The sequence below is a fragment of the Blastococcus sp. HT6-4 genome (assembly GCF_039679125.1).
Classification (GTDB): domain Bacteria; phylum Actinomycetota; class Actinomycetes; order Mycobacteriales; family Geodermatophilaceae; genus Blastococcus; species Blastococcus montanus.
This window is the reverse complement of sequence record NZ_CP155551.1, coordinates 1760000-1780140: the sequence shown is the minus strand read 5'-3', so window position 1 is coordinate 1780140 and position 20141 is coordinate 1760000. Positions and strand designations below refer to the sequence as shown.

At 75.1% G+C, this 20141-nt stretch carries 16 protein-coding genes; 1 reads left to right on the top strand and 15 read right to left on the bottom strand.

Annotation, left to right across the window (positions count from 1 at the left end):
* Positions 1-58 precede the first annotated feature (58 nt).
* From ABDB74_RS08655 to pyrR, 15 genes are all read right to left on the bottom strand, one after another.
* The gene (locus ABDB74_RS08655) at positions 59-2020 is read right to left on the bottom strand and encodes a primosomal protein N' (RefSeq protein ID WP_346623318.1); all 1962 of its coding nucleotides are present in this window, start codon (positions 2018-2020) and stop codon (positions 59-61) included.
* An 83-nt stretch (positions 2021-2103) separates the two neighbouring features.
* Positions 2104-3300, bottom strand: coding sequence for a methionine adenosyltransferase (gene metK / locus ABDB74_RS08650; RefSeq protein ID WP_346623316.1), 1197 nt, complete (start codon positions 3298-3300; stop codon positions 2104-2106).
* 96 nt (positions 3301-3396) lie between these two features.
* Positions 3397-4623 carry a bifunctional phosphopantothenoylcysteine decarboxylase/phosphopantothenate--cysteine ligase CoaBC gene (coaBC, locus tag ABDB74_RS08645; protein WP_346623314.1) on the bottom strand — a complete coding sequence of 409 codons (1227 nt, stop codon included), beginning with the start codon at positions 4621-4623 and terminating at the stop codon, positions 3397-3399.
* A 99-nt stretch (positions 4624-4722) separates the two neighbouring features.
* The gene (gene rpoZ / locus ABDB74_RS08640) at positions 4723-4986 is read right to left on the bottom strand and encodes a DNA-directed RNA polymerase subunit omega (RefSeq protein WP_305999660.1); all 264 of its coding nucleotides are present in this window, start codon (positions 4984-4986) and stop codon (positions 4723-4725) included.
* A gap of 58 nt (positions 4987-5044) precedes the next feature.
* Complete coding sequence (gene gmk, locus ABDB74_RS08635) at positions 5045-5644, bottom strand: guanylate kinase (RefSeq protein ID WP_346623312.1); 600 nt, start codon at positions 5642-5644, stop codon at positions 5045-5047.
* Between the two features lie 42 nt (positions 5645-5686).
* Positions 5687-6043, bottom strand: coding sequence for an integration host factor, actinobacterial type (mihF, locus tag ABDB74_RS08630; protein ID WP_346623310.1), 357 nt, complete (start codon positions 6041-6043; stop codon positions 5687-5689).
* Between the two features lie 335 nt (positions 6044-6378).
* Entirely contained in the window at positions 6379-8475 is a 2097-nt protein-coding gene (locus tag ABDB74_RS08625; RefSeq protein ID WP_346623308.1) for a GAF domain-containing SpoIIE family protein phosphatase, read from the bottom strand.
* Positions 8472-9635: an acyl-CoA dehydrogenase family protein gene (locus ABDB74_RS08620; RefSeq protein WP_346623307.1), complete on the bottom strand. Its 1164-nt coding sequence runs from the start codon at positions 9633-9635 to the stop codon at positions 8472-8474. The genes ABDB74_RS08625 and ABDB74_RS08620 overlap by 4 nt, the downstream gene beginning before the upstream one ends.
* Before the next feature lie 91 nt (positions 9636-9726).
* Complete coding sequence (pyrF, locus tag ABDB74_RS08615; RefSeq protein ID WP_346623305.1) at positions 9727-10605, bottom strand: orotidine-5'-phosphate decarboxylase; 879 nt, start codon at positions 10603-10605, stop codon at positions 9727-9729.
* Positions 10602-11975: a dihydroorotate oxidase gene (locus ABDB74_RS08610; RefSeq protein WP_346623303.1), complete on the bottom strand. Its 1374-nt coding sequence runs from the start codon at positions 11973-11975 to the stop codon at positions 10602-10604. Before ABDB74_RS08610 ends, pyrF begins: the two co-directional genes overlap by 4 nt.
* Complete coding sequence (gene carB, locus ABDB74_RS08605; RefSeq protein WP_346623301.1) at positions 11972-15301, bottom strand: carbamoyl-phosphate synthase large subunit; 3330 nt, start codon at positions 15299-15301, stop codon at positions 11972-11974. The genes ABDB74_RS08610 and carB overlap by 4 nt, the downstream gene beginning before the upstream one ends.
* Positions 15301-16470, bottom strand: a complete 1170-nt coding sequence (gene carA / locus ABDB74_RS08600) for a glutamine-hydrolyzing carbamoyl-phosphate synthase small subunit (protein WP_346623299.1) — start codon at positions 16468-16470, stop codon at positions 15301-15303. Before carA ends, carB begins: the two co-directional genes overlap by 1 nt.
* The gene (locus tag ABDB74_RS08595) at positions 16467-17756 is read right to left on the bottom strand and encodes a dihydroorotase (protein WP_346623297.1); all 1290 of its coding nucleotides are present in this window, start codon (positions 17754-17756) and stop codon (positions 16467-16469) included. Before ABDB74_RS08595 ends, carA begins: the two co-directional genes overlap by 4 nt.
* Entirely contained in the window at positions 17753-18673 is a 921-nt protein-coding gene (locus ABDB74_RS08590; protein ID WP_346623295.1) for an aspartate carbamoyltransferase catalytic subunit, read from the bottom strand. Before ABDB74_RS08590 ends, ABDB74_RS08595 begins: the two co-directional genes overlap by 4 nt.
* Positions 18670-19278, bottom strand: a complete 609-nt coding sequence (gene pyrR, locus ABDB74_RS08585; protein WP_346623293.1) for a bifunctional pyr operon transcriptional regulator/uracil phosphoribosyltransferase PyrR — start codon at positions 19276-19278, stop codon at positions 18670-18672. Before pyrR ends, ABDB74_RS08590 begins: the two co-directional genes overlap by 4 nt.
* Before the next feature lie 240 nt (positions 19279-19518).
* On the opposite strand from pyrR, the gene ABDB74_RS08580 reads away from it, so the two are divergent.
* Positions 19519-20076, top strand: a complete 558-nt coding sequence (locus ABDB74_RS08580; protein ID WP_346623291.1) for a transcriptional regulator — start codon at positions 19519-19521, stop codon at positions 20074-20076.
* The last annotated feature ends 65 nt before the right edge of the window (positions 20077-20141 follow it).

The window sequence follows — 20141 nt, the reverse complement described above, 5'->3', positions numbered from 1 at the left end:
TCGTAGGTGGCGGCGCGGAGCCGTCCGACGCCAGCGCGGCGCGGACGGCCGCGCCTCGCTAGACCAGGTCGAGCGGGTCGAGCTGGACGCGGACGTGCTCGGGCGCCTTCTTCGCGCTGCGGACGCCCTGGACCTCGGCCAGCGCGGAGGCCAGGGCGGCGCCCTCGGCGCGCGGGACCCGCACGAGGTACCGCTCCCGCTCCCCCTCCTGCCCGGGACGGGGCCGCTCCGGGACGGGGCCCAGGAGGTCGGCGTCGGCGGGCAGCCGGGCGGCCGCCAGGAACTCGGCCAGCGCGGCCGGCGACCCCGCGAGCGACGCGATCCGGGTGACGGGCGGGAACCCGAGCTCCCGCCGGTCGGCCAGCTCGCGCTCGGCGAGCCAGGCCGGGTCCCAGCGCACCAGCGCCTGGACGACGGGGTGAGCGGCGTCGGCGGCCACCACCACGAGGCCGCCGGCGGCCGCCGGGCGGACCAGCGACGCGGCGTTGACCCACCGGCGCAGCGTCTCCTCCCCCGCGCGGAGGTCCGCCCGGCCCAGCAGCGCCCACGAGTCGAGCAGCAGCGCCGCGCCGTAGCCCCCGTCCGCGACCGGTTCGGCGCCCGGCGTGGCCACCACCAGGGCGGGGCCCGCCGGCACGGAGGCGAGCACACCGGACGTGCTGCCCGAGGTGCGGACGGTGGTGCCGGGGAAGGCACGCGCGAGCTCCTCCGCTGTGCGCGACTCCCCCACCACGGCGGCGCGCAGCTTCGTCCCGTGGCAGTGCGGGCAGTCGAAGGTGGCGGCCGGGCGGGCGCACCAGCGGCAGGCCGGGATCCGGGTGCCGCCCGAGCCCGGTCGCGGCGAGATGCCCAGTGGGCCGGCGCAGTGCGGACAGCGCGCCGGCGCCCGGCAGCGGTCGCAGGACAGCGACGGCACGTAGCCGCGCCGGGGCACCTGCACGAGCACCGGCGCGCCGGCGGCCACCGCCTTGCGGGCCGCCTCGTAGGCCAGCGAGGGCAGCCGGGCCGTCCGGGCCGCGGGGTCGCGGGCCAGCTCGACGTCGTCGCCCAGCGCCTGCACCCGCGGGGCCGCGGCGCGCAGCACCGCCCGGTCGGCGGCCAGCTCGTGCGCCCAGCCGGACTCGACCAGCAGCGCGGCCTCGGCGGTGCGGGAGGCGCCGGCGACCACCGCGGCGCACGAATCCAGCCACGCCCGCTGGACGAGCACGTCGCGGGCGTGCGGATAGGGCGCGTGCTCGTCGGAGTGCAGGTCGTCGCCGTCGTCCCAGACCACCACGAGCCCGAGGTCCCGGACCGGCGCGAACATCGCGGCCCGCGTGCCGAGCACCACCTGCGCGGCGCCCCGCGAGGCGGCCAGGAACCGGCGGTAGCGCTTCTCCGGCGAGTCGTCGGCGCGGAGCACGGTGAAGGAGTGCGCGGGCAGCAACCGCTCGGCCGCGGCGGTGAGCCGGTCGAGGTCCCTGCCGTCGGGGACGACCACCAGCGCCCCCCGCCGGCCGGAGAGCGCCGCGCGGCACAGCTCGACCAGCCGGGTGGGCCAGTCCTCGCCCGGCAGCGCCGTCCAGACCGCCCGGGCCGGGCGCCCCTCGGCCAGCGCGCCGAGCAACGCCGGACCGGCCTGGTAGCGGGCGAAGCCGGCCGGGTCCGGCGGCCCGGGTAGCTCCTCGGGGGTGGGCGTGGGCCGCTTCTCGGCGGCGGCCCGCCGCGGCGGCAGCGCCAGCCGCAGCACGTCGCTCGCCGTGCCGGCGTACCGGTCGGCGACCGCGCGGACCAGCCGCGCGACCTGCGGGGTGAGCACCGGCTCCCCGGACGGCACGTGCGAGAGCGGCTGCAGCGTGCCCGCGAACTCGGTGGTGTCCCCCAGCTCCCAGACGATGCCGTCGACCAGCCGGCCGCGGAAGCGCACCCGCACCCGGCAGCCGGCCTGAACCGTGTCGGCGAACCGCTCCGGGACGGCGTAGTCGAACGGCCGGTCCAGGTGGGCCAGCGGGACATCGACGACGACCCGGGCCACCTGCACCCGACCAGTCTCCCCGCCCGTACCGACAGCGCTGTCCCACCCGGCCCCGGCCGTGCGAGGGGCGCGGTGGGCGGGGTCCTCCGTCAGACCCCGACGGCCGAGCGGAGGGCGTCCACGCGGTCCAGCCGCTCCCACGGGAGGTCCAGGTCGCGCCGGCCGAAGTGCCCGTAGGCGGCGGTGGGCCGGTAGATGGGCCGCAGCAGGTCCAGGTCGCGGACGATCGCACCGGGCCGCAGGTCGAACACCGAGGCGATCGCCTTCTCCAGCACGTCGTCGGCGACGGTGCCGGTGCCGTGCGTGTCGACGAACAGGCCGACCGGGTGGGCGGCGCCGATGGCGTAGGCCACCTGCACCTCGCAGCGGCGGGCCAGCCCGGCGGCGACGACGTTCTTGGCCACCCACCGCATCGCGTAGGCGCCGGAGCGGTCGACCTTGGACGGGTCCTTGCCGGAGAACGCCCCGCCGCCGTGGCGGGCCATGCCGCCGTAGGTGTCGACGATGATCTTGCGGCCGGTCAGGCCGGCGTCGCCCATCGGGCCACCGATCACGAACTTCCCCGTCGGGTTCACCAGCAGCCGGTGCCCGGTGGTGGGCAGGCCCAGCGCCGCGAGCTCCGGCTCGACGACGAGCTCTTCGATGTCGGGCGTCAGCAGCGTCTCGATGGAGATGTCCTCGGCGTGCTGCGAGGAGACGACGACCGTGTCGACGGCGACCGGCCGGTCGTCCTCGTAGACCACGGTGACCTGGGTCTTGCCGTCGGGCCGCAGGTACGGCACCGAGCCGTCCTTGCGCACCGCGGACAGGCGCCGGGACAGCCGGTGGGCCAGGGCGATCGGCAGCGGCATCAGCTCGGGGGTCTCGTCGGTGGCGTACCCGAACATCAGCCCCTGGTCGCCGGCGCCCTGCCGCTCGATGGCGTCGTCGGAGGAGCCGGAGGTGCGGGCCTCGTACCCGGTGTCCACGCCCTGGGCGATGTCCGGCGACTGCGCGCCGATCGAGACGCTGACGCCGCAGGAGGCGCCGTCGAAGCCCTTGCGGGAGGAGTCGTAACCGATGCCCAGCACGGTCTCGCGGACGATCGCCGGGATGTCGACGTACCCGGCGGTGGTGACCTCGCCGGCGATGTGCACCTGACCGGTCGTGATCATGGTCTCGACCGCGACCCGGCTGCGCGGGTCCTCGGTGAGCATCGCGTCGAGGATCGCGTCGCTGATCTGGTCGGCGATCTTGTCCGGGTGGCCCTCGGTCACCGACTCGGACGTGAAGAGGCGGCGTGGCACTCGGGACTCCCTGAGACGGTGGCGGTGGGCGGTTCGGTGCGGAGCACCGGGTGGCACGTTACCGGCGTGGCCCCGGGCCAGCAGCGACGGCGTCCCTCAGTGCCCGCTGCGGGGGCTCAGCCGGGCCGCGACGGCGGCCCAGATCCCGGCGGCGACGGCGTCCTTGCTGCCGTGCGACACCTCGGTGGACGCACCGTCCGGAGCCAGCACGACGACGGCGTTGTCGGGCCGGCCGAACACCTGACCGGCGGAGACGTCGTTGACCACCAGGAGGTCGCAGCCCTTGCGCGCCAGCTTCGCGCGGGCGTGGGCCAGCACGTCGCCCTCTGCGTCGCCGGTCTCGGCGGCGAAGCCGACGACCAGCTGCCCCGACGGCCGCTTGGCGACCAGCTCGGCGAGGACGTCGGGAGTGCGCACCAGCTCGACGGCGCTCGGCTCGCTGGCCGCGCCCTTCTTCAGCTTGGTGGGCGCGGGGCTGGCCGGCCGGAAGTCGGCGACCGCCGCGGCCATCACCACGACGTCGGCATCCGCCGACTCCGCGATCACGGCGGCGCGCAGCTCCTCGGCGGTACCGACCGGCACGACGCGGACCCCGAAGGGCGCCGGCAGCTCCACGTTCGCCGCGACGAGGACCACCTCCGCACCACGGGCGGCGGCGATCCGCGCCAGGGCCCAGCCCTGTTTGCCCGAGGACCGGTTGCCCAGGTAGCGCACCGGGTCCAGGGGTTCGCGGGTACCGCCGGCGCTGATGACCACGCGCCGGCCGGTGAGGTCCTGCGGCAGCGCGGCGGCCCCGTCGGCGAGCACGACCGCGGCCAGCGCGGCGATGTCGGCGGGTTCGGGCAGCCGGCCGGGGCCGGAGTCGGGCCCGGTGAGCCGGCCCACGGCGGGCGGCAGGACGACCGATCCGCGCCGGCGCAGCGTGGCCACGTTGTCCTGCGTGGCCGGGTGCAGCCACATCTCGGTGTGCATCGCCGGCACGAAGACGACCGGGCAGTGCGCGGTCAGCAGCGTGGCGGTCAGCAGGTCGTCGGCCCGGCCGGCGGCCGCCCGGGCGAGCAGGTCGGCCGTGGCGGGGGCGACCACGACGAGGTCGGCCTCCTGGCCGATCCGCACGTGCGCCACCTCGGGGACGTCGGACCAGACGTCGGTGGTCACCGGGTTGCCCGACAGCGCCTCGAACGTGGCCGCGCCGACGAAGTGCAGTGCCCCCGGGGTGGGGACGACGCGGACGTCGTGCCCGGCCTCGGTCAGGGCGCGCAGCAGCAGCGCGGCCTTGTAGGCGGCGACGCCACCGCTGACGCCCAGGACGATCCGGCTCATGACGTCATCCTCCCGATACGACGACGCACCCGGCAGTGCCTGCCGGGTGCGTCGTCATCAGTTCTGGGGTGGCCCGTCGCGGGGGGACGGGCCGCTCTCTCAGTTCTCGCCGGCGGTGTGGGCGAGCAGGCCGTCGTTGATCTCGCGGAGCGCGATCGACAGGGGCTTCTCCTGCGGGGCGGTGTCGACCAGCGGGCCGACGTACTCCAGGAGACCCTCGGAGAGCTGGCTGTAGTAGGCGTTGATCTGACGCGCGCGCTTGGCGGCGAAGATCACCAGGCCGTACTTGCTGCTCGTGCGCTCGAGCAGCTCGTCGATCGGCGGGTTGGTGATGCCCTCGGGGGCGGGTGCGACTCCGGACACGGGCGGGCGGGTCTCCTCGATCGATCGGCGGGAGTGGGCGGGCCGGCAGGCGGCGGGCTCACTCGTGGGCGCTGCCCCCCGGACTGAGGCTGGGTGACGGCGCAGTCAGCAAGCCTACCAACTCGTCCGCGGCCCGGACCACGTCGTCGTTGACCACCACCACGTCGAACTCCCCCGAGGAGTCGAGCTCGGCCTGCGCGATGGCCAGCCGGCGCTCCTGGACGGCGGCCGGCTCGGACCCGCGGCCGGCCAGTCGGCTGACCAGCTCGGCCCACGACGGCGGCGCCAGGAACACCAGCTGGGCCTCCGGCGCACGGGCCCGGACCTGCCGGGCGCCCTGGAGCTCGATCTCCAGGAGCGCCGGCCGCCCGGTGGCCAGCTGCTCGCGCACGGGGGCGACCGGGGTGCCGTAGCGGTTCCCTGCGTACTCGGCCCACTCCAGCAGCCCCTCGGTGGCGATCAGCCGGTCGAACTCGGCGTCGTCGACGAAGTGGTAGTGGACGCCGTCGACCTCACCGGCGCGAGGACGACGAGTGGTGGCCGACACCGACACCCACACGTCGGGATGCCGCCGCCGGACCTCGGCGATCACAGTGCCCTTGCCGACCCCGGAGGGCCCGGAGAGCACGGTCAGCCGTGCCGGTGTCGCTGCTGCCACTCGTCGTCCTCGTCCACGGTCGTCGGCGGTGCCGACGGCCCCTCAGACGGAACCGTCGGCGGGAACCTGCTCGGGGTCGACCCGGTCGCCGCCGAACTCGGACTCCAGGGCCCGCCGCTGGTTGGCGCCCAGACCCCGCACGCGGCGCGTCGGGGAGATCTCCAGGCGTTCCATGATCTTCGCAGCCCGCGCCTTGCCGACTCCCGGCAGGGACTCCAGCACCGCGGAGACGCGCATCTTGCCGATCACTTCGTCGGTCTCGCCCTGCTTGAGGACGTCGCCGACCGTGGCGCCCTTGCTCTTGAGTCGCTCGCGCAGTTCAGCGCGCGCCTTGCGGGCGGCGGCCGCCTTCTCCAGGGCGGCCGCCCGCTGTTCCGGGGTCAAGTCTGGCAGGGGCATGGTGCAACCCAATCGTGTCGTCTCCGGTCGCGATCCGACCGGCGGTCGTTCGGTTCGTCGAGACGGGATCCGCCTCGTGTCCGAGCCTCACCGTCCAGGATGTGCCCGGCAAATCCGCAGGTCACGCACGCCCCACGAGAAAAGATGCGGACGCCGCGACAGGGCGTCCGCACGGACTCCACGCAGCCAGTCACCCAACGTGATCAGTCCTGTTCAGGGCGGGTTTCCGTACGAAGTCGTTTCGCTTGCGGCCCTTGCTGCCCAGGTGGGGCGGCCGTGTCCGACACGCCGCAGACGCGACACGCCGAGACGCGGGCCGGCCCCGCTCGCGGTCGTCATCCGCCGGGCCCGGCTGCGCCGCCCGCCGGCGCCCCGGCCCGCGGGCGGACGGCGACCACGGCCACGTCGTCCGCGCCGCCGTCGGGCACCAGGCGGGCGAGCAGGGCGTCGCAGAGCGCGCCCGGCTCGTCCCGGGCATGCCGCTCGACCGTCTCCAGCAGCAGCGCGATGCCGTCGTCGATCGTCTGCTGCCGCCCCTCGATCAGCCCGTCGGTGTAGAGGAGGAGGGTCGCGCCGGGCGGGACCACCGCCCGCGCGGTCCGCCTCGGGCTGCCGGGGTGGACGCCCAGCAGGAGGTCGGCCCGCCCGGTGGCGTGGTCGAGCAGCCGCGCCCGACCGTCGGGCTGCAGGAGGACCGGCGGCGGGTGGCCGGCGTTGGCCCAGCGCAGGTCCGCGCCGTCGGTGCCGCGGGGGGACAGCTGCGCGACCACCGCGGTCGCCATCGTGGTCAGCTCGAGCCCGTCGATCGCCTCGTCGACCGCCGCGAGCACCTCCCCCGGCGTGCCCGCCGTCGTGAAGCCGATGCCGCGCACCAGCGAGCGGAGCTGACCCATCGCCGCCGCCGCCCGGGTGTCGTGCCCGACGACGTCGCCGATCACGACCGTCAGGTCGCCGTCGCGCTGTCGGAAGGCGTCGTACCAGTCGCCCCCGACCTGGGCCTCGCTCGCGGCCGCCACGTACCGGACGGCGATGTCGGCGAAGTCGAGGACGGGCGGCTCGGTCAGCAGGCTGCGCTGCAGCTCGGTCGCGAGGTGCCGCTGCCCGGCGTAGAGCCGGGCATTGTCCAGCGCGATGCCCGCCCGGCGCCCGATCTCCGTCGCCAGCGACAGGTCGCGCCGCCCGAACGGCGCGCTGCCGGGCGCGCGGATCAGTTGCAGGGCCCCCAGCACCCCGCCCCGGCCCGCCACGGGGACCGCCAGCGCGCTGCCGACCCCGAGCCGCGTCACCAGCGCGCGCAACGCGGGGTCGGGTACCTGGGCGGTGAGCGTGGCCTCGTCGACGGCGGGCAGCAGGACCGCCTCCCCGTCGGCCGCCCGCCGGCTCGGCTCGCTGCCGGCCCCGTACCGGCGCACCAGGTCCTCGACCCCACGGGCGTCGTCGGCGAGGTGCGGGTCGCGGTGGCGGACGGTCACGGCCGCGAGCTGGTCGCGTTCGTCCCGCACCTGCACGCTGATCCAGTCGGCCAGCGCGGGAACCAGGGCGCCGGCGAGGCGGGACAGCGACTCGCCGAGATCCAGGGACTGCATGAGCGACTCGGACACCCGTGCGAGCAGCTCCACCTGGCCGGCCAGCCGGTCGCGCTCCCGCTCGGCCTCCCGGTGCGCGGTCACGTCGGCGAGCAGGAGGAGCGCCACCGGACGGCCGTCGTCGGTCTGGCTGCCCACCGCCGTCACCTCGACGTCGGCCCGCCCCCCGACGCGGAACTGCAGAGGAGTGACCGCGGCGTCGGGCCGGCCCCCGTCGCCGCTCAGCACCGGCGCCGTGAGCGCTCCGACACCGGGGAGGAGGTCGTCCACCGACTGCCCGGCCCGGACCTGCCGCAGGTCGAGGAGGGCCTCCGCCCGGCGGTTCCAGCCCAGCAGCTCCGCGGCCGGGCCGGCGACGAGCACGGCGATCGGCGCGTGGTCCAGCAGCGCGCCGATGGCCGCCGGCGCCGCGGGCGCCGTCCCGACCGCGGCGACCGACCGGGCCACGGCAGCGAGCACCGCCGCGTGGCGCCGCCGGTCGACCCGGGTCCGGCGCAGGCCGGCCAGCTCGTCGAGCAGCCCCCGGTCCGAGCCGGGGACGACGAGGAGGTCCAGGGGCACGCCCGGGGCGTAGGAGGCCTGCCGGCGGATCTCGGCGTCGTCGTCGGTCAGCACCACGACGGCCGCGTCCGGCAGGAGCCGGTGCACCTGCTGCGCCAGGGCGACCGGCGCGGCGGTCAGGGAGCCGAGGACGACCAGGTCGACCGGCTCGGCCGGGGTGGTCAGCCGGGCGTCCAGCTCCGCGGCGGAGATCCGGTCGCGACCCGGCACCGCCTCCAGCAGCGCGGCCTCGGCGGCGGAGAGATCGACGAGGACGCAGCGCCCCGGCCGGTCCGGCGCGGTCACTCGCCGAGCAGCGGCAGACCCAGAGCGGCCCGGCCGGTCCAGGTGCGCAGGATGTCGGTGGTGGGGCTCATGACGTCGGCCGCGCGCGCGTCGCGCAGGTGCCGCTCCAGCGGTGACCGGTCGCGGTAGCCGATGCCGCCGACGAGGGTCATCGCCGCGTTGGTGACCTCGACGGCGCACCCGGCGACCTCGGCCTTGGCCGACGCCAGGCCGGGCAGAGCCGACGGTCCGCCGGCGTCGGCCTCCTCGGCCGCCCAGTGCACCAGCCGGCGGGTGCGCTCGACCTGGGCCCACAGCACGCCCAGCCGGTGCTGCAGGAGCGGCTCGGCGGCCAGCCGGCGGCCGGTGTGCGCGTGCGCCCGCCGCCCGAGATGGGCCGTCGCCTCGTCCAGGGACGCCTGCGCCACGCCCACGTAGGTGCCGGCCATGGCCATCAGGAAGGACGGGGCGATGACCTCGAAGACGTACCAGATCTGGTCGCCCTCGTCGCCCAGGAGGTGGTCGGGGCCCAGCCGGACGTCGTCGAGCCGCAGGCCGCGCGAGGAGTTCCCGCGCATGCCGATGCCGCTCCACTCCTCACCCCAGGTCAGCCCCTCGGCGTCCGCGGGCACGAGGACGCACGAGAACTGCCCCGCCGGCGCGTCGGGGTCGGCGGCCACGGTGCTGAGCACGTAGGAGTCGGCCTGCGACCCGTTGGTGACGAAGGACTTCTGCCCCGTGACGAGCAGACCGGTCTCGTCCCGCGTCATGCGGGTCTGCGGCAGCCAGAACTGGGCGCCGGTGCCCGGCTCGGACAGGGCGAGGGTGGTGAGGTGCTCGCCGGCCACGATCGCGTCGAGGAACTCCGCGCGCTGCCGCGGGCTCGGCCGCGCGGCCAGCACGGCGGTCGCCACGCAGTGCATCCCGAAGCAGAGCGCGGTGGAGGCGCAGACCCGGCCGAGGGCTTCGCAGACGGCGGCCACCCCGCGCAGGCCCAGGCCGGCGCCACCGAACTCCCGGGGTGCGGCCAGCCCGCCGAGCCCGGCGGCCTGGAGAGCACGCACCGCCTCGGCCGGCCAGATCCCGGAGTCGGTGCGCTCGACCAGGGGCAGCGCGACGGAACGGGCGACCTCGTCGGCACGGGCGACCGCCTCGGCCACGCTCGTGGGGGTCGCCGTCACGGTCGCCGAGCATAGGTCGGCACCCCTGGGGATCTCCCATGCGGCCCGCCGGTGGTCACCCGGTCGTGGTCCTCCTCCCGATCGGCGCGGCTCACGCCGAGAGGGCCTCGGCCCAGCGGTCGGCGGCCGCCCGCAGGGCGGCCGGGTCCGGTCCGGCGCCGAGGACGTCCCGGGAGACGGTCGGGACGACGGCCACCCCGTCGCCGAAGAGCCGCCGCAGGTCGCTCACCGCCCCGCCCTGCGCACCCAGTCCGGGCGCCAGCACGGGACCGCCGAGGCCGGCCAGGTCGACGTCCAGGTCGCGCAGCGTCGCGCCCACCACGACGCCGAACGATCCGGTGGCCGGCCCGAACCGGGTGGCCAGGTCCCGCACCGATCCCAGCTCCGGGAGCGGGTCCCCGACCACCCAGCCGGGGGTGTTCCAGCCACGGACGGTGTCGACGACGACCTGCGCGGTCGACCGCTCCCCCGCCAGCGCGTGCTGGAGGGTGCCCGCGTCGGGGTTGGAGGTCCGGGCCAGCACGAACAGCCCGCCGCCGTGCTGCCGGGCGGTGTCGACGGCCGGCTGCAGCGAGCCGGGCCCGAGGTAGGGGCTCACCGTCATCGCGTCCACGGAGAGGGGGTGGCCGGGCCGCAGGTAGTCGGCGTAGGCGTCCATGGTCGAGCCGATGTCCCCGCGCTTGGCGTCCAGCAGCACGAGCGCGCCCGCCGCCCGGGCCCGCGCCACACCGTCCTCCAGCACGGCGAGGCCGCGGGAGCCGTGGCGCTCGTAGAAGGCGATCTGCGGCTTGAGGACGGCCACCGACCCGGCCAGCGCGTCGACGACCGCGTCGGTGAACCGCGCCAGCCCGTCGGCGTCGTCACCGAGCCCCCAGGACGCCAGCAGCGGCGGGTGCGGGTCGATGCCCACGCAGAGGGGGCCGCGCACGGCGACGGCCTCGGCCAGCCGCTGCCCGAAGGGCGCGGTCACCTGGCCTCCTCGAGGGTCCGGGGCAGCATCTCCCCCAGCTCGGCGATGCAGCGCCGGGCGAGGAACGGGTCGGCGAACGCCCCGGCGGCCGACTGCACCGCGTCGGCGCCGAGGGCGAACAGTGCCTGGAACGAGCCGGGGTCGGTGACCCCGCCCATCGCCAGGACGTCGAAGTGCCGGCCGCCGGCGTCCCGCAGCGCCACCAGCCGCCGGGTGAAGTCCAGCGCCGGGTCGCGCACCGCGATCCCGGAGAGCCCGGCCAGCTCCCGGCCGGGGAAGGTGGGCTGCCCGTCGCTGCGGCGGACCCGGCTCTGCAGGGTGTTGATGCCGGCGACCCCGTCGACCAGCGGGGCCAGCCGGGGCACGAGCGCCGCCAGGGCCGGCTCGTCGAGCCAGGAGAGCTTGGCGACCAGCCCGGTGCGGTCGTCCAGCGCGCGGCGGACGGACTCGACCACGGCCACGGTGGCGTCCGGGTCCAGGCACAGCGGGGGCTTCACGCCGGCCGCGGAGGCGCTCAGCGTGTTCGGGCACGAGAGGTTGAGCTCCACGACCGGCGCGCCGGCCTCCTCGGCCAGCCGCGCCGTGCGGGCGAAGTCCTCGACCAGGTCGGTGCCGTTCCCCTCCCCCATGACGCTCACCAGGAGCAGCGCGTCCTCCCCGACGGCGGCGAGCGACCGCTCCAGGTCGGCCATCCACTCCTCCGGCGCCGGCGAGGGCACGCCGAAGGAGTTCACCGTGCTCACCGCCGGAGAGCCGGGATCGACCCAGTCCCACGGGTCGGAGACCACGTCGCCGGCCGCCCCCGGCGGCAGGCTGCCCGTCGCCCGCGGGGCGAACGTCCAGTTCGGCTGCTCGTTGGGCGGGTGCACCCGACCGCGGACGGTCTTGTAGGTGAGCACGCTGTAGCCGTTGGCCACGTTGTGCCGCACCCATGCCTCGCTGCCGTTGAGCACGCAGGCCGGCACCCCGATCGGGAAGCCCACCGACCGGCCGAGCACCCGCCAGCGCCGGCTCCCCGCCCGGGGCCGCTCCGGGAGCCGGGGACCGAGCGGGCGGGCCAGGTTCTCCCGGAAGCCGCCCAGCACGTCGTACGCCGGCACCGGCAGGCCGGCCCCGGCGAGGACGTCGGCGTGCCCGGCGAAGAACAGCACGCGGGTGAGCAGCGGCAGGTCACCGGCGCCGACCGCGCCGGTCGCCAGCCGGGCCGCCAGGTCGTCGGCCGCGCCGGTCAGCGCATCCAGCTCCGCCCGCAGGGGCCGCCCGAACCTCGTGACCCCCGCGGCGAAGGCCGCGGGCAGCCCCTCGACCAGACCGCGGGCGACGAGGTCGTCCCGCAGCCGGCCCGCGGCGCCGGGTGGCACCGAGGTCACTCGCCCGTCCCGGCGAACGTGCTCGGGCCGCCGTGCGTCCCCCCGGCCAGGGCTGCGTGCACCTCCTGCAGGCTCCGCACGCCGATCCCGCCCTGGCGCAGCGCCTCGATGCCCTGCACCGCGGCGCCCAGGCCCTGCACGGTCGTGATGCACGGGATCCCGGCGGAGACCGCGGCGGTGCGGATCTCGTAGCCGTCCAGCCGCGGCCCGCTGTTGCCCGGCGCACCGAACGGCGTGTTCACGACCATGTCGACGTCGCCGGCGAGGATCCGCTCGACGACGTTGTCCGGCCCCTCGCTGAACTTGCCGACCACCTCCGCGGCGACGCCGTTGCGGCGCAGCACCTGGGCGGTGCCGGCGGTGGCCAGCAGGCGGAACCCCAGGTCGGCGAGCCGCTTGATCGGGAAGACCGCGGAGCGCTTGTCCCGGTTGGCCAGGGAGACGAAGACCGTCCCCTCGGTCGGCAGGGAGCCGTAGGCGGCGGCCTGCGACTTGGCGAACGCGGTGCCGAACTCGGCGTCGAGACCCATCACCTCGCCGGTGGACTTCATCTCCGGGGAGAGCACGGTGTCCACGCCGTGGCCCTCGACGGTGCGGAACCGGTGGAAGGGCAGCACGGCCTCCTTCACCGCGATGGGGGCGTGCTCGGGCAGGTCGGTGCCGTCCCCGGTCCCGGGCAGCACCCCGGCGGATCGCAGCCCGGCGATGGTCTCCCCGACCGCGATCCGCGCCGCCGCCTTGGCCAGCTGGACGGCGGTGGCCTTCGAGACGAACGGCACCGTCCGGCTGGCCCGGGGGTTGGCCTCGATGACGTAGAGGATGTCGTCCTTGATCGCGTACTGGACGTTCATCAGCCCGCGGACGCCGATCCGGGCGGCCAGCTTCTCCGTCGCGGCCCGGATGGCCCGCAGGTCGGCCGAGCCCAGGGTGATCGGCGGAAGGGCGCAGGCGGAGTCGCCGGAGTGGATGCCGGCCTCCTCGATGTGCTCCATGACGCCGCCCAGGTACAGCTCGGTGCCGTCGTAGAGCGCGTCGACGTCGATCTCGACCGCGTCCTCGAGGAACCGGTCGACCAGCACCGGGTGCTCCGGGCTGACGTCGGTGGCCTTGGCGATGTAGGCCTCCAGCGTGGCATCGTCGTAGACGATCTCCATGCCGCGGCCGCCGAGGACGTACGACGGGCGGACCAGCACCGGGTAGCCGATGCCCGCCGCGATCTCGTGCGCCTCGGTGAACGTCGTCGCCGTGCCGTGCTTCGGGGCGACCAGGCCGGTGTCGGCCAGCACCCGGGAGAACGCACCGCGGTGCTCGGCGTCGTCGATCGCCTCCGGCGAGGTCCCCAGCACCGGGACCCCGGCGTCCTTGAGCCGCTGGGCCAGGCCCAGCGGGGTCTGGCCGCCGAGGGTGCAGATGACGCCGGCGACCGGGCCGGCGGCGCGCTCGGCCTCGACCACCTCGAGGACGTCCTCGAAGGTCAGCGGCTCGAAGTAGAGCCGGTCGGCGGTGTCGTAGTCGGTGGAGACGGTCTCGGGGTTGCAGTTGACCATCACCGCCTCGTAGCCGGCGTCCTGCAACGCCATGACGGCGTGCACGCAGGAGTAGTCGAACTCGATGCCCTGCCCGATCCGGTTGGGCCCGGAGCCGAGGATCAGCACCGCCGGCTTCTCGCGCGGCTGCACCTCGGTCTCCTCGTCGTAGGACGAGTAGTGGTACGGGGTGCGGGCGGCGAACTCCGCGGCGCAGGTGTCGACCGTCTTGTAGACCGGCCGCACGCCCAGCCGCCAGCGCAGCACGCGGACGCCGTCCTCGCCGGCCAGCTCCGGCCGCAGCGCGGCGATCTGCCGGTCGCTCAGGCCGTGCCGCTTGGCCCGCCGGAGCAGCTCCGGGGTGAGCGACGGCGCCTCCCGGACGGCGGTCCCCACCTCGCGCACCAGGTCGATCTGGTCGACGAACCACGGATCGAAACCACTCGCGGCCGCCACCTCCTCGACCGTCGCGCCGGCGGCGAGCGCCTGCTCGGCGGTGTACAGCCGCCCGTCCACGGGGGTGCGCAGCGCCTCCACCAGCTCCTCGGCCGACCGCGGGTCCGGCTCCCCCGTCCAGAAGCCGGCGGCCTTGGTCTCGGTGGACCGCATCGCCTTCCCCAGCGCCTCCGGGAAGTTGCGGCCCATGGCCATGACCTCGCCGACGCTCTTCATCGTCGTGGTCAGCCGCGGGTCGGCGCCGGGGAACTTCTCGAAGGCGAACCGCGGGATCTTCACGACGACGTAGTCCAGCGCCGGCTCGAAGCTCGCCGGGGTGACCCCGGTGATGTCGTTGGTGATCTCGTCGAGCGTGTAGCCGATGGCGAGCTTGGCGGCGATCTTGGCGATCGGGAACCCGGTGGCCTTCGACGCCAGCGCGCTCGACCGGGAGACCCGCGGGTTCATCTCGATGACCACCAGCCGGCCGGTCTCCGGGTGCACGGCGAACTGGATGTTGCAGCCACCGGTGTCGACGCCGACCTCGCGCAGGACGGCGATCCCGACGTCGCGCATCTGCTGGTACTCGCGGTCGGTCAGCGTCATCGCCGGGGCGACGGTGACCGAGTCGCCGGTGTGCACGCCCATCGCGTCGATGTTCTCGATCGAGCAGATGACGACCACGTTGTCGCTGCGGTCGCGCATCAGCTCCAGCTCGTACTCCTTCCAGCCGAGCACCGACTCCTCGATGAGGACGGTGTGCACCGGGGAGTCGGCCAGCCCGTGGGCGGCCATCCGGCGGAGCATCGGCTCGTCGGTGGCGATGCCCGAGCCGAGCCCGCCCATGGTGAAGCTGGGCCGGATCACCACCGGGTAGCCGACGTCGGCGGCGGTGGCCAGGGCCTCCTCGACGGTCCCGCACACCGTGGAGCGCGGGGCGTCGGCGCCGATCGACCGGACGATGTCCTTGAAGAGCTGCCGGTCCTCGCCGCGGTTGATCGCGTCGACGTCGGCGCCGATCAGCTGGACGCCGTACTTCTCCAGCACCCCGTTCTCGTACAGGCCGATCGCGATGTTCAGCGCGGTCTGGCCGCCGAGGGTGGCCAGCAGCGCGTCGGGGCGCTCCTTGGCGATGACCTTCTCCACGAACTCCGGCGTCAGCGGCTCGATGTAGGTGGCGTCGGCGACCTCGGGGTCGGTCATGATCGTCGCCGGGTTGCTGTTGACCAGGCTGACCCGCAGCCCCTCGGCACGGAGCACCCGGCAGGCCTGCGTGCCCGAGTAGTCGAACTCCGCCGCCTGCCCGATGAGGATCGGCCCGGAGCCGATGACCAGGACGTGCTTCAGATCGGTGCGCTTGGGCATCAGTTCTTCTCCCCGGTGCTCGACTCGACGACCGGTGCGGGGCCACCCGCGCGCACCTCGTGCGTGCGGGCCTCGGCCATCAGGTCGACGAAGCGCTGGAACAGTGGCGCGGCGTCGTGCGGACCGGCCGCCGACTCCGGGTGGAACTGCACGCTGAACGCGGGCACCTCCAGGCAGCGCAGCCCCTCGACGACGTCGTCGTTGAGGCCGACGTGGCTGACCTCGACCTGCCCGTAGGGCGTGTCCGTGGGCCGGTCCAGCGGTGCGTCGACGGCGAAGCCGTGGTTGTGGCTGGTCACCCGCACGGTGCCGCTGACCCGGTCGAGCACCGGCTGGTTCAGCCCGCGGTGGCCGAACCGGAGCTTGTAGGTGCCCAGGCCCAGGGCCCGCCCCAGGATCTGGTTGCCGAAGCAGATGCCGAACAGCGGCCGCCGGGCGTCGAGCACCCCGCGCACCGCCTCGACGGCGTAGTCGGCCGCGGCCGGGTCGCCGGGGCCGTTGGAGAGGAAGACGCCGTCGGGACCGTGCGCGAGCAGCTCCTCGGCGGTCGCCGTCGACGGCAGCACGTGTGTCTCCACGCCGAGGGCGGCCAGGTGCCGCGGGGTCGCGGTCTTGATGCCCAGGTCGAGCGCGGCGATGGTGAACCGCTTCTCCCCCACCGCCGGGACGACGTAGGCCTCGCCGGTGCTCACCTGCGGCGCCAGGTCGGCCCCGGTCATGGTCTCGGACTCCTGCACCAGGGCGAGGAGCCGGCCGGGGTCGGTGATCTCGCTGCTGATCCCGGCCCGCATGGCCCCCCGCTCGCGCAGGTGGCGGGTCAGGGCGCGGGTGTCGATGCCGCTGATGCCGACGACCCCCTGCGCGACGAGCTCGTCGTCGAGGGTCCCGGTGGCCCGCCAGTTCGCCGGGCGGCGGGCGGGGTCGCGGACGACGAAGCCGGCGACCCACATCTTCCGGCTCTCGTCGTCCTCGTCGTTGACCCCGGTGTTGCCGATGTGCGGGGCCGTCATGACGACGACCTGCCGGTGGTAGCTGGGGTCGGTCAGCGTCTCCTGGTAACCGGTCATCCCGGTGGAGAACACCGCCTCGCCGACCGTCGTCCCGACCGCGCCGTAGGCCTCGCCCCGGAACGTCCGTCCGTCCTCCAGGACGAGCAGTGCCTCACTCACTTCTGTGCCTTTCCGTCCAGAACGGTCGGGACGCCCCGCAGGAACGTCGCGACCACCCGGCCGGGGAGCTCCCGGCCGGCATAGGGGCTGTTGCGGCTGCGGCTGGCCAGCGCCGCGGGATCCACCGTGGCGCGGGCCGTGGGGTCGACGAGCACCAGGTTGGCCGGCTCGCCGGCCGTGATCGGCCGGCCGTGCTCGCCGAGGCGGCCGATGGCCGCGGGACGCACCGACATGCGGTCGGCGACGCCGGCCCAGTCCAGGCGGCCGGGCTCGACCATGGTCTCGATGACCACCGAGAGCGCCTGCTCCAGCCCGAGCATGCCGGGCCGGGCCTGCGCCCACTCGCTCTCCTTGTCCTCCACCGCGTGGGGGGCGTGGTCGGTGCCGACGGCGTCGATCGTCCCGTCGGCCAGCCCGGCCCGTAGCGCCTCGACGTCGGCGTCGGTGCGCAGCGGCGGGTTCACCTTGAACACCGGGTCGTAGCTCTCGGCGCACGCGTCGGTGAGCAGCAGGTGGTGCGGGGTCACCTCGGCGGTCACCCGGACCCCGCGCGACTTGGCCCAGCGCAGGATCTCCACCGACCCCGCCGTCGAGACGTGGCAGACGTGCAGGCGGGCGCCGACGTGCTCGGCGAGCAGCACGTCGCGGGCGATGATCGCCTCCTCCGCGGCGGCCGGCCAGCCGGTCAGACCCAGCCGCGCCGACCGGTCGCCCTCGTGCATCTGCGCGCCGACGGTGAGCCGCGGCTCCTCGGCGTGCTGGGCGACGACGCCGTCGAAGGCCTTGACGTACTCCAGCGCCCGCCGCATGAGCGCGGGGTCGGCCACGCAGTGCCCGTCGTCGGAGAACACCCGGACGCGGGCGGCGGAGTCGGCCATCGCCCCGAGCTCGGCCAGCCGCTCACCCGCGAGCCCGACGGTGACGGCCCCGACCGGGACGACGTCGACCAACCCGGCCTCCTGCCCCAGCCGCCAGACCTGCTCGACGACGCCGGCGGTGTCGGCGACCGGATCGGTGTTGGCCATGGCGTGCACCGCGGTGAACCCGCCGAGCGCCGCGGCGCGGCTGCCGGTCTCCACGGTCTCGGCGTCCTCGCGGCCGGGCTCGCGCAGGTGGGTGTGCAGGTCCACCAGCCCGGGGAGGGCGATGAGGCCGTCGGCCTCGATCACCTCGGCGCCGGTCACGGGCAGCGAGTCGCCGATCGCGGCGATCCGGCCGTCCTTGATCAGGATGTCGGCGGCCTCGCCGCCGTAGGGCTTCGCGCCCTTGACCAGGTAGTTCGTCATGCTGGCGACCCTCCGAGCAGCAGGTACAGGACGGCCATGCGGGTCGAGACGCCGTTGGCGACCTGCTCGACGATCGTGGAGCGGACGGAGTCGGCGACGTCGGCCGCGATCTCCATGCCGCGGTTCATCGGCCCCGGGTGCATGACGATGGCGTCGTCGGGCAGCGCCGCCATCCGCCGGCCGTCGAGGCCGTAGCGGCGGCTGTACTCCCGGGCGCTGGGGAAGAACGAGGCGTTCATCCGCTCGGCCTGCACCCGCAGCATCATCACCACGTCGCTCTTCGGCAGCACCGCGTCGAGGTCGTAGGTCACCTCGGCCGGCCAGCTGCCGACGCCGACCGGCAGCAGGGTCGGCGGCGCGACGAGCGTGACCTCCGCGCCGAGGGTGTGCAGCAGGCCGACGTTGGACCGGGCGACCCGGCTGTGCAGCACGTCGCCGACGATCGTCACCCGGACGCCCTCGAGCCGGCCCAGCCGCTGCCGGACCGTGTAGGCGTCCAGCAGCGCCTGGGTGGGGTGCTCGTGGGTGCCGTCGCCGGCGTTGACCACGCTGCCCTTGACCCACGACGCCAGCCGGTGCGGCGCCCCGGACGCGGCGTGCCGGATGACGACCGCGTCCGCGCCCATCGCCTCCAGCGTCAGCGCGGTGTCCTTGAGGCTCTCGCCCTTGGAGACGCTGCTGCCCTTGGCCGAGAAGTTGATGACGTCGGCGGACAGGCGCTTGGCGGCGAGCTCGAAGGAGATCCGGGTGCGGGTGGAGTCCTCGTAGAAGAGGTTGACCACCGTGCGGCCGCGCAGGGTGGGGAGCTTCTTCACCTCGCGGCCGGCCAGCGCCTGCTCGATCTGCGCCGCGGTGTCGAGCACCAGCGTCGCGTCGGCCCGGTCGAGGTCGGTGGCGTCCAGCAGGTGCCGCTTCACGGCTCACCGTCCAGCACGACGACCTCGTCGACACCGTCGATCTCCGCGAGGTGGACCTTGACCTGCTGGCTGCGCGAGGTGGGGACGTTCTTGCCGACGAAGTCCGCCCGGATCGGCAGCTCGCGGTGGCCCCGGTCGACCAGGACCGCCAGCTGCACGCTCCGCGGGCGGCCGAGGTCCCGCAGGGCGTCCAGCGCCGCCCGGACCGAGCGGCCCGAGAAGAGGACGTCGTCGACGAGGACGACGAGCCGGCCGTCGATGCCGGCGTCCGGCAGCACGGTCGGCTCGAGGGCGCGGACGCCGCGCAGCCGGAGGTCGTCGCGGTAGAGGGTGATGTCGGCGGTGCCGACGTCCACCCGGGTACCCGTGAACGCCTCGATGCGGGCGGCGAGCCGGCGGGCCAGCGGCGCGCCGCGGGTCGGGATGCCGACGAGCACGAGGTCGGGGAGGCCGCCGTCGGCCGAGCCGGGATCGGCGGTGGCCGCCCGCTCGATGAGCTGGTGGGCCATGCGGTCGACGACGCGGGCGACGTCGGCGGCGGCGAGCAGGGTGCTGGGGGCGCTGCCGGGAACCGGACTCCGGGCAGGCTCGGACGTGCGGGCCATGAGGCCTCCTTCCCCGCCTCACGGGACGGGTCGTTAAAGGAGTTGGTAGGACCGGCGACGACGGTACTGCACCGCCGGCGGTCACCCGCGGGGCACCCGGCAGCCACGTCCGGTGGCGTTGCGGTGGCGTCGCGCTCACCTGCGATTCTGCGGCGACCCGCCTGTTGTGATCCCCGCTTCACAAGTACGCTGCGTGACGACCAGCACCGATCCGAGACGACGGACAGTGAGCAGACAGCGATGAGCACCGACTACTCGCGGGCCCTCGGCGCCCGGCTCCGCGCCATCCGCAACCAGCAGGGCCTGTCCCTGCAGGGAGTGGAGGACAAGTCGCACGGCCGCTGGAAGGCGGTCGTCGTCGGCTCCTACGAACGCGGGGACCGCGCGGTCACCGTGCAGCGTCTCTCCGAGCTGGCCGTGTTCTACGGCGTGCCGGTGTCCGAGCTGCTGCCCGACCCGCGGCCGAGCTCCGCCGTCACCTCGACGAACAAGATCGTGCTGAACCTGGAGTCGCTGGGCTCCCTGCCTGCCGACGAGGCCGGCCCCCTGGCGCGCTACGCCTCCACCATCCAGGCCCAGCGGCACGACTACAACGGCAAGGTCCTCTCCATCCGCGCCGAGGACCTGAAGTCGCTGGCGATCATCTACGACATGAGCCCCGACGAGCTCACCTCGCGGCTCATCGAGTGGGGGGTGCTCTCCCCCGGCATGGACGGCATCGTCAGCAACGGCGACGACGACCTCGAGGAGGACGTCGACGAGTCCGCCTGGGGCGACCGCCGGCGCTCTCCGCGCTGAACCCGACGGGGCCCTGCCGAACCGGCGGGGCCCCCTCGTCGGTTCCGGCCCGCGCCGGTCTCGAC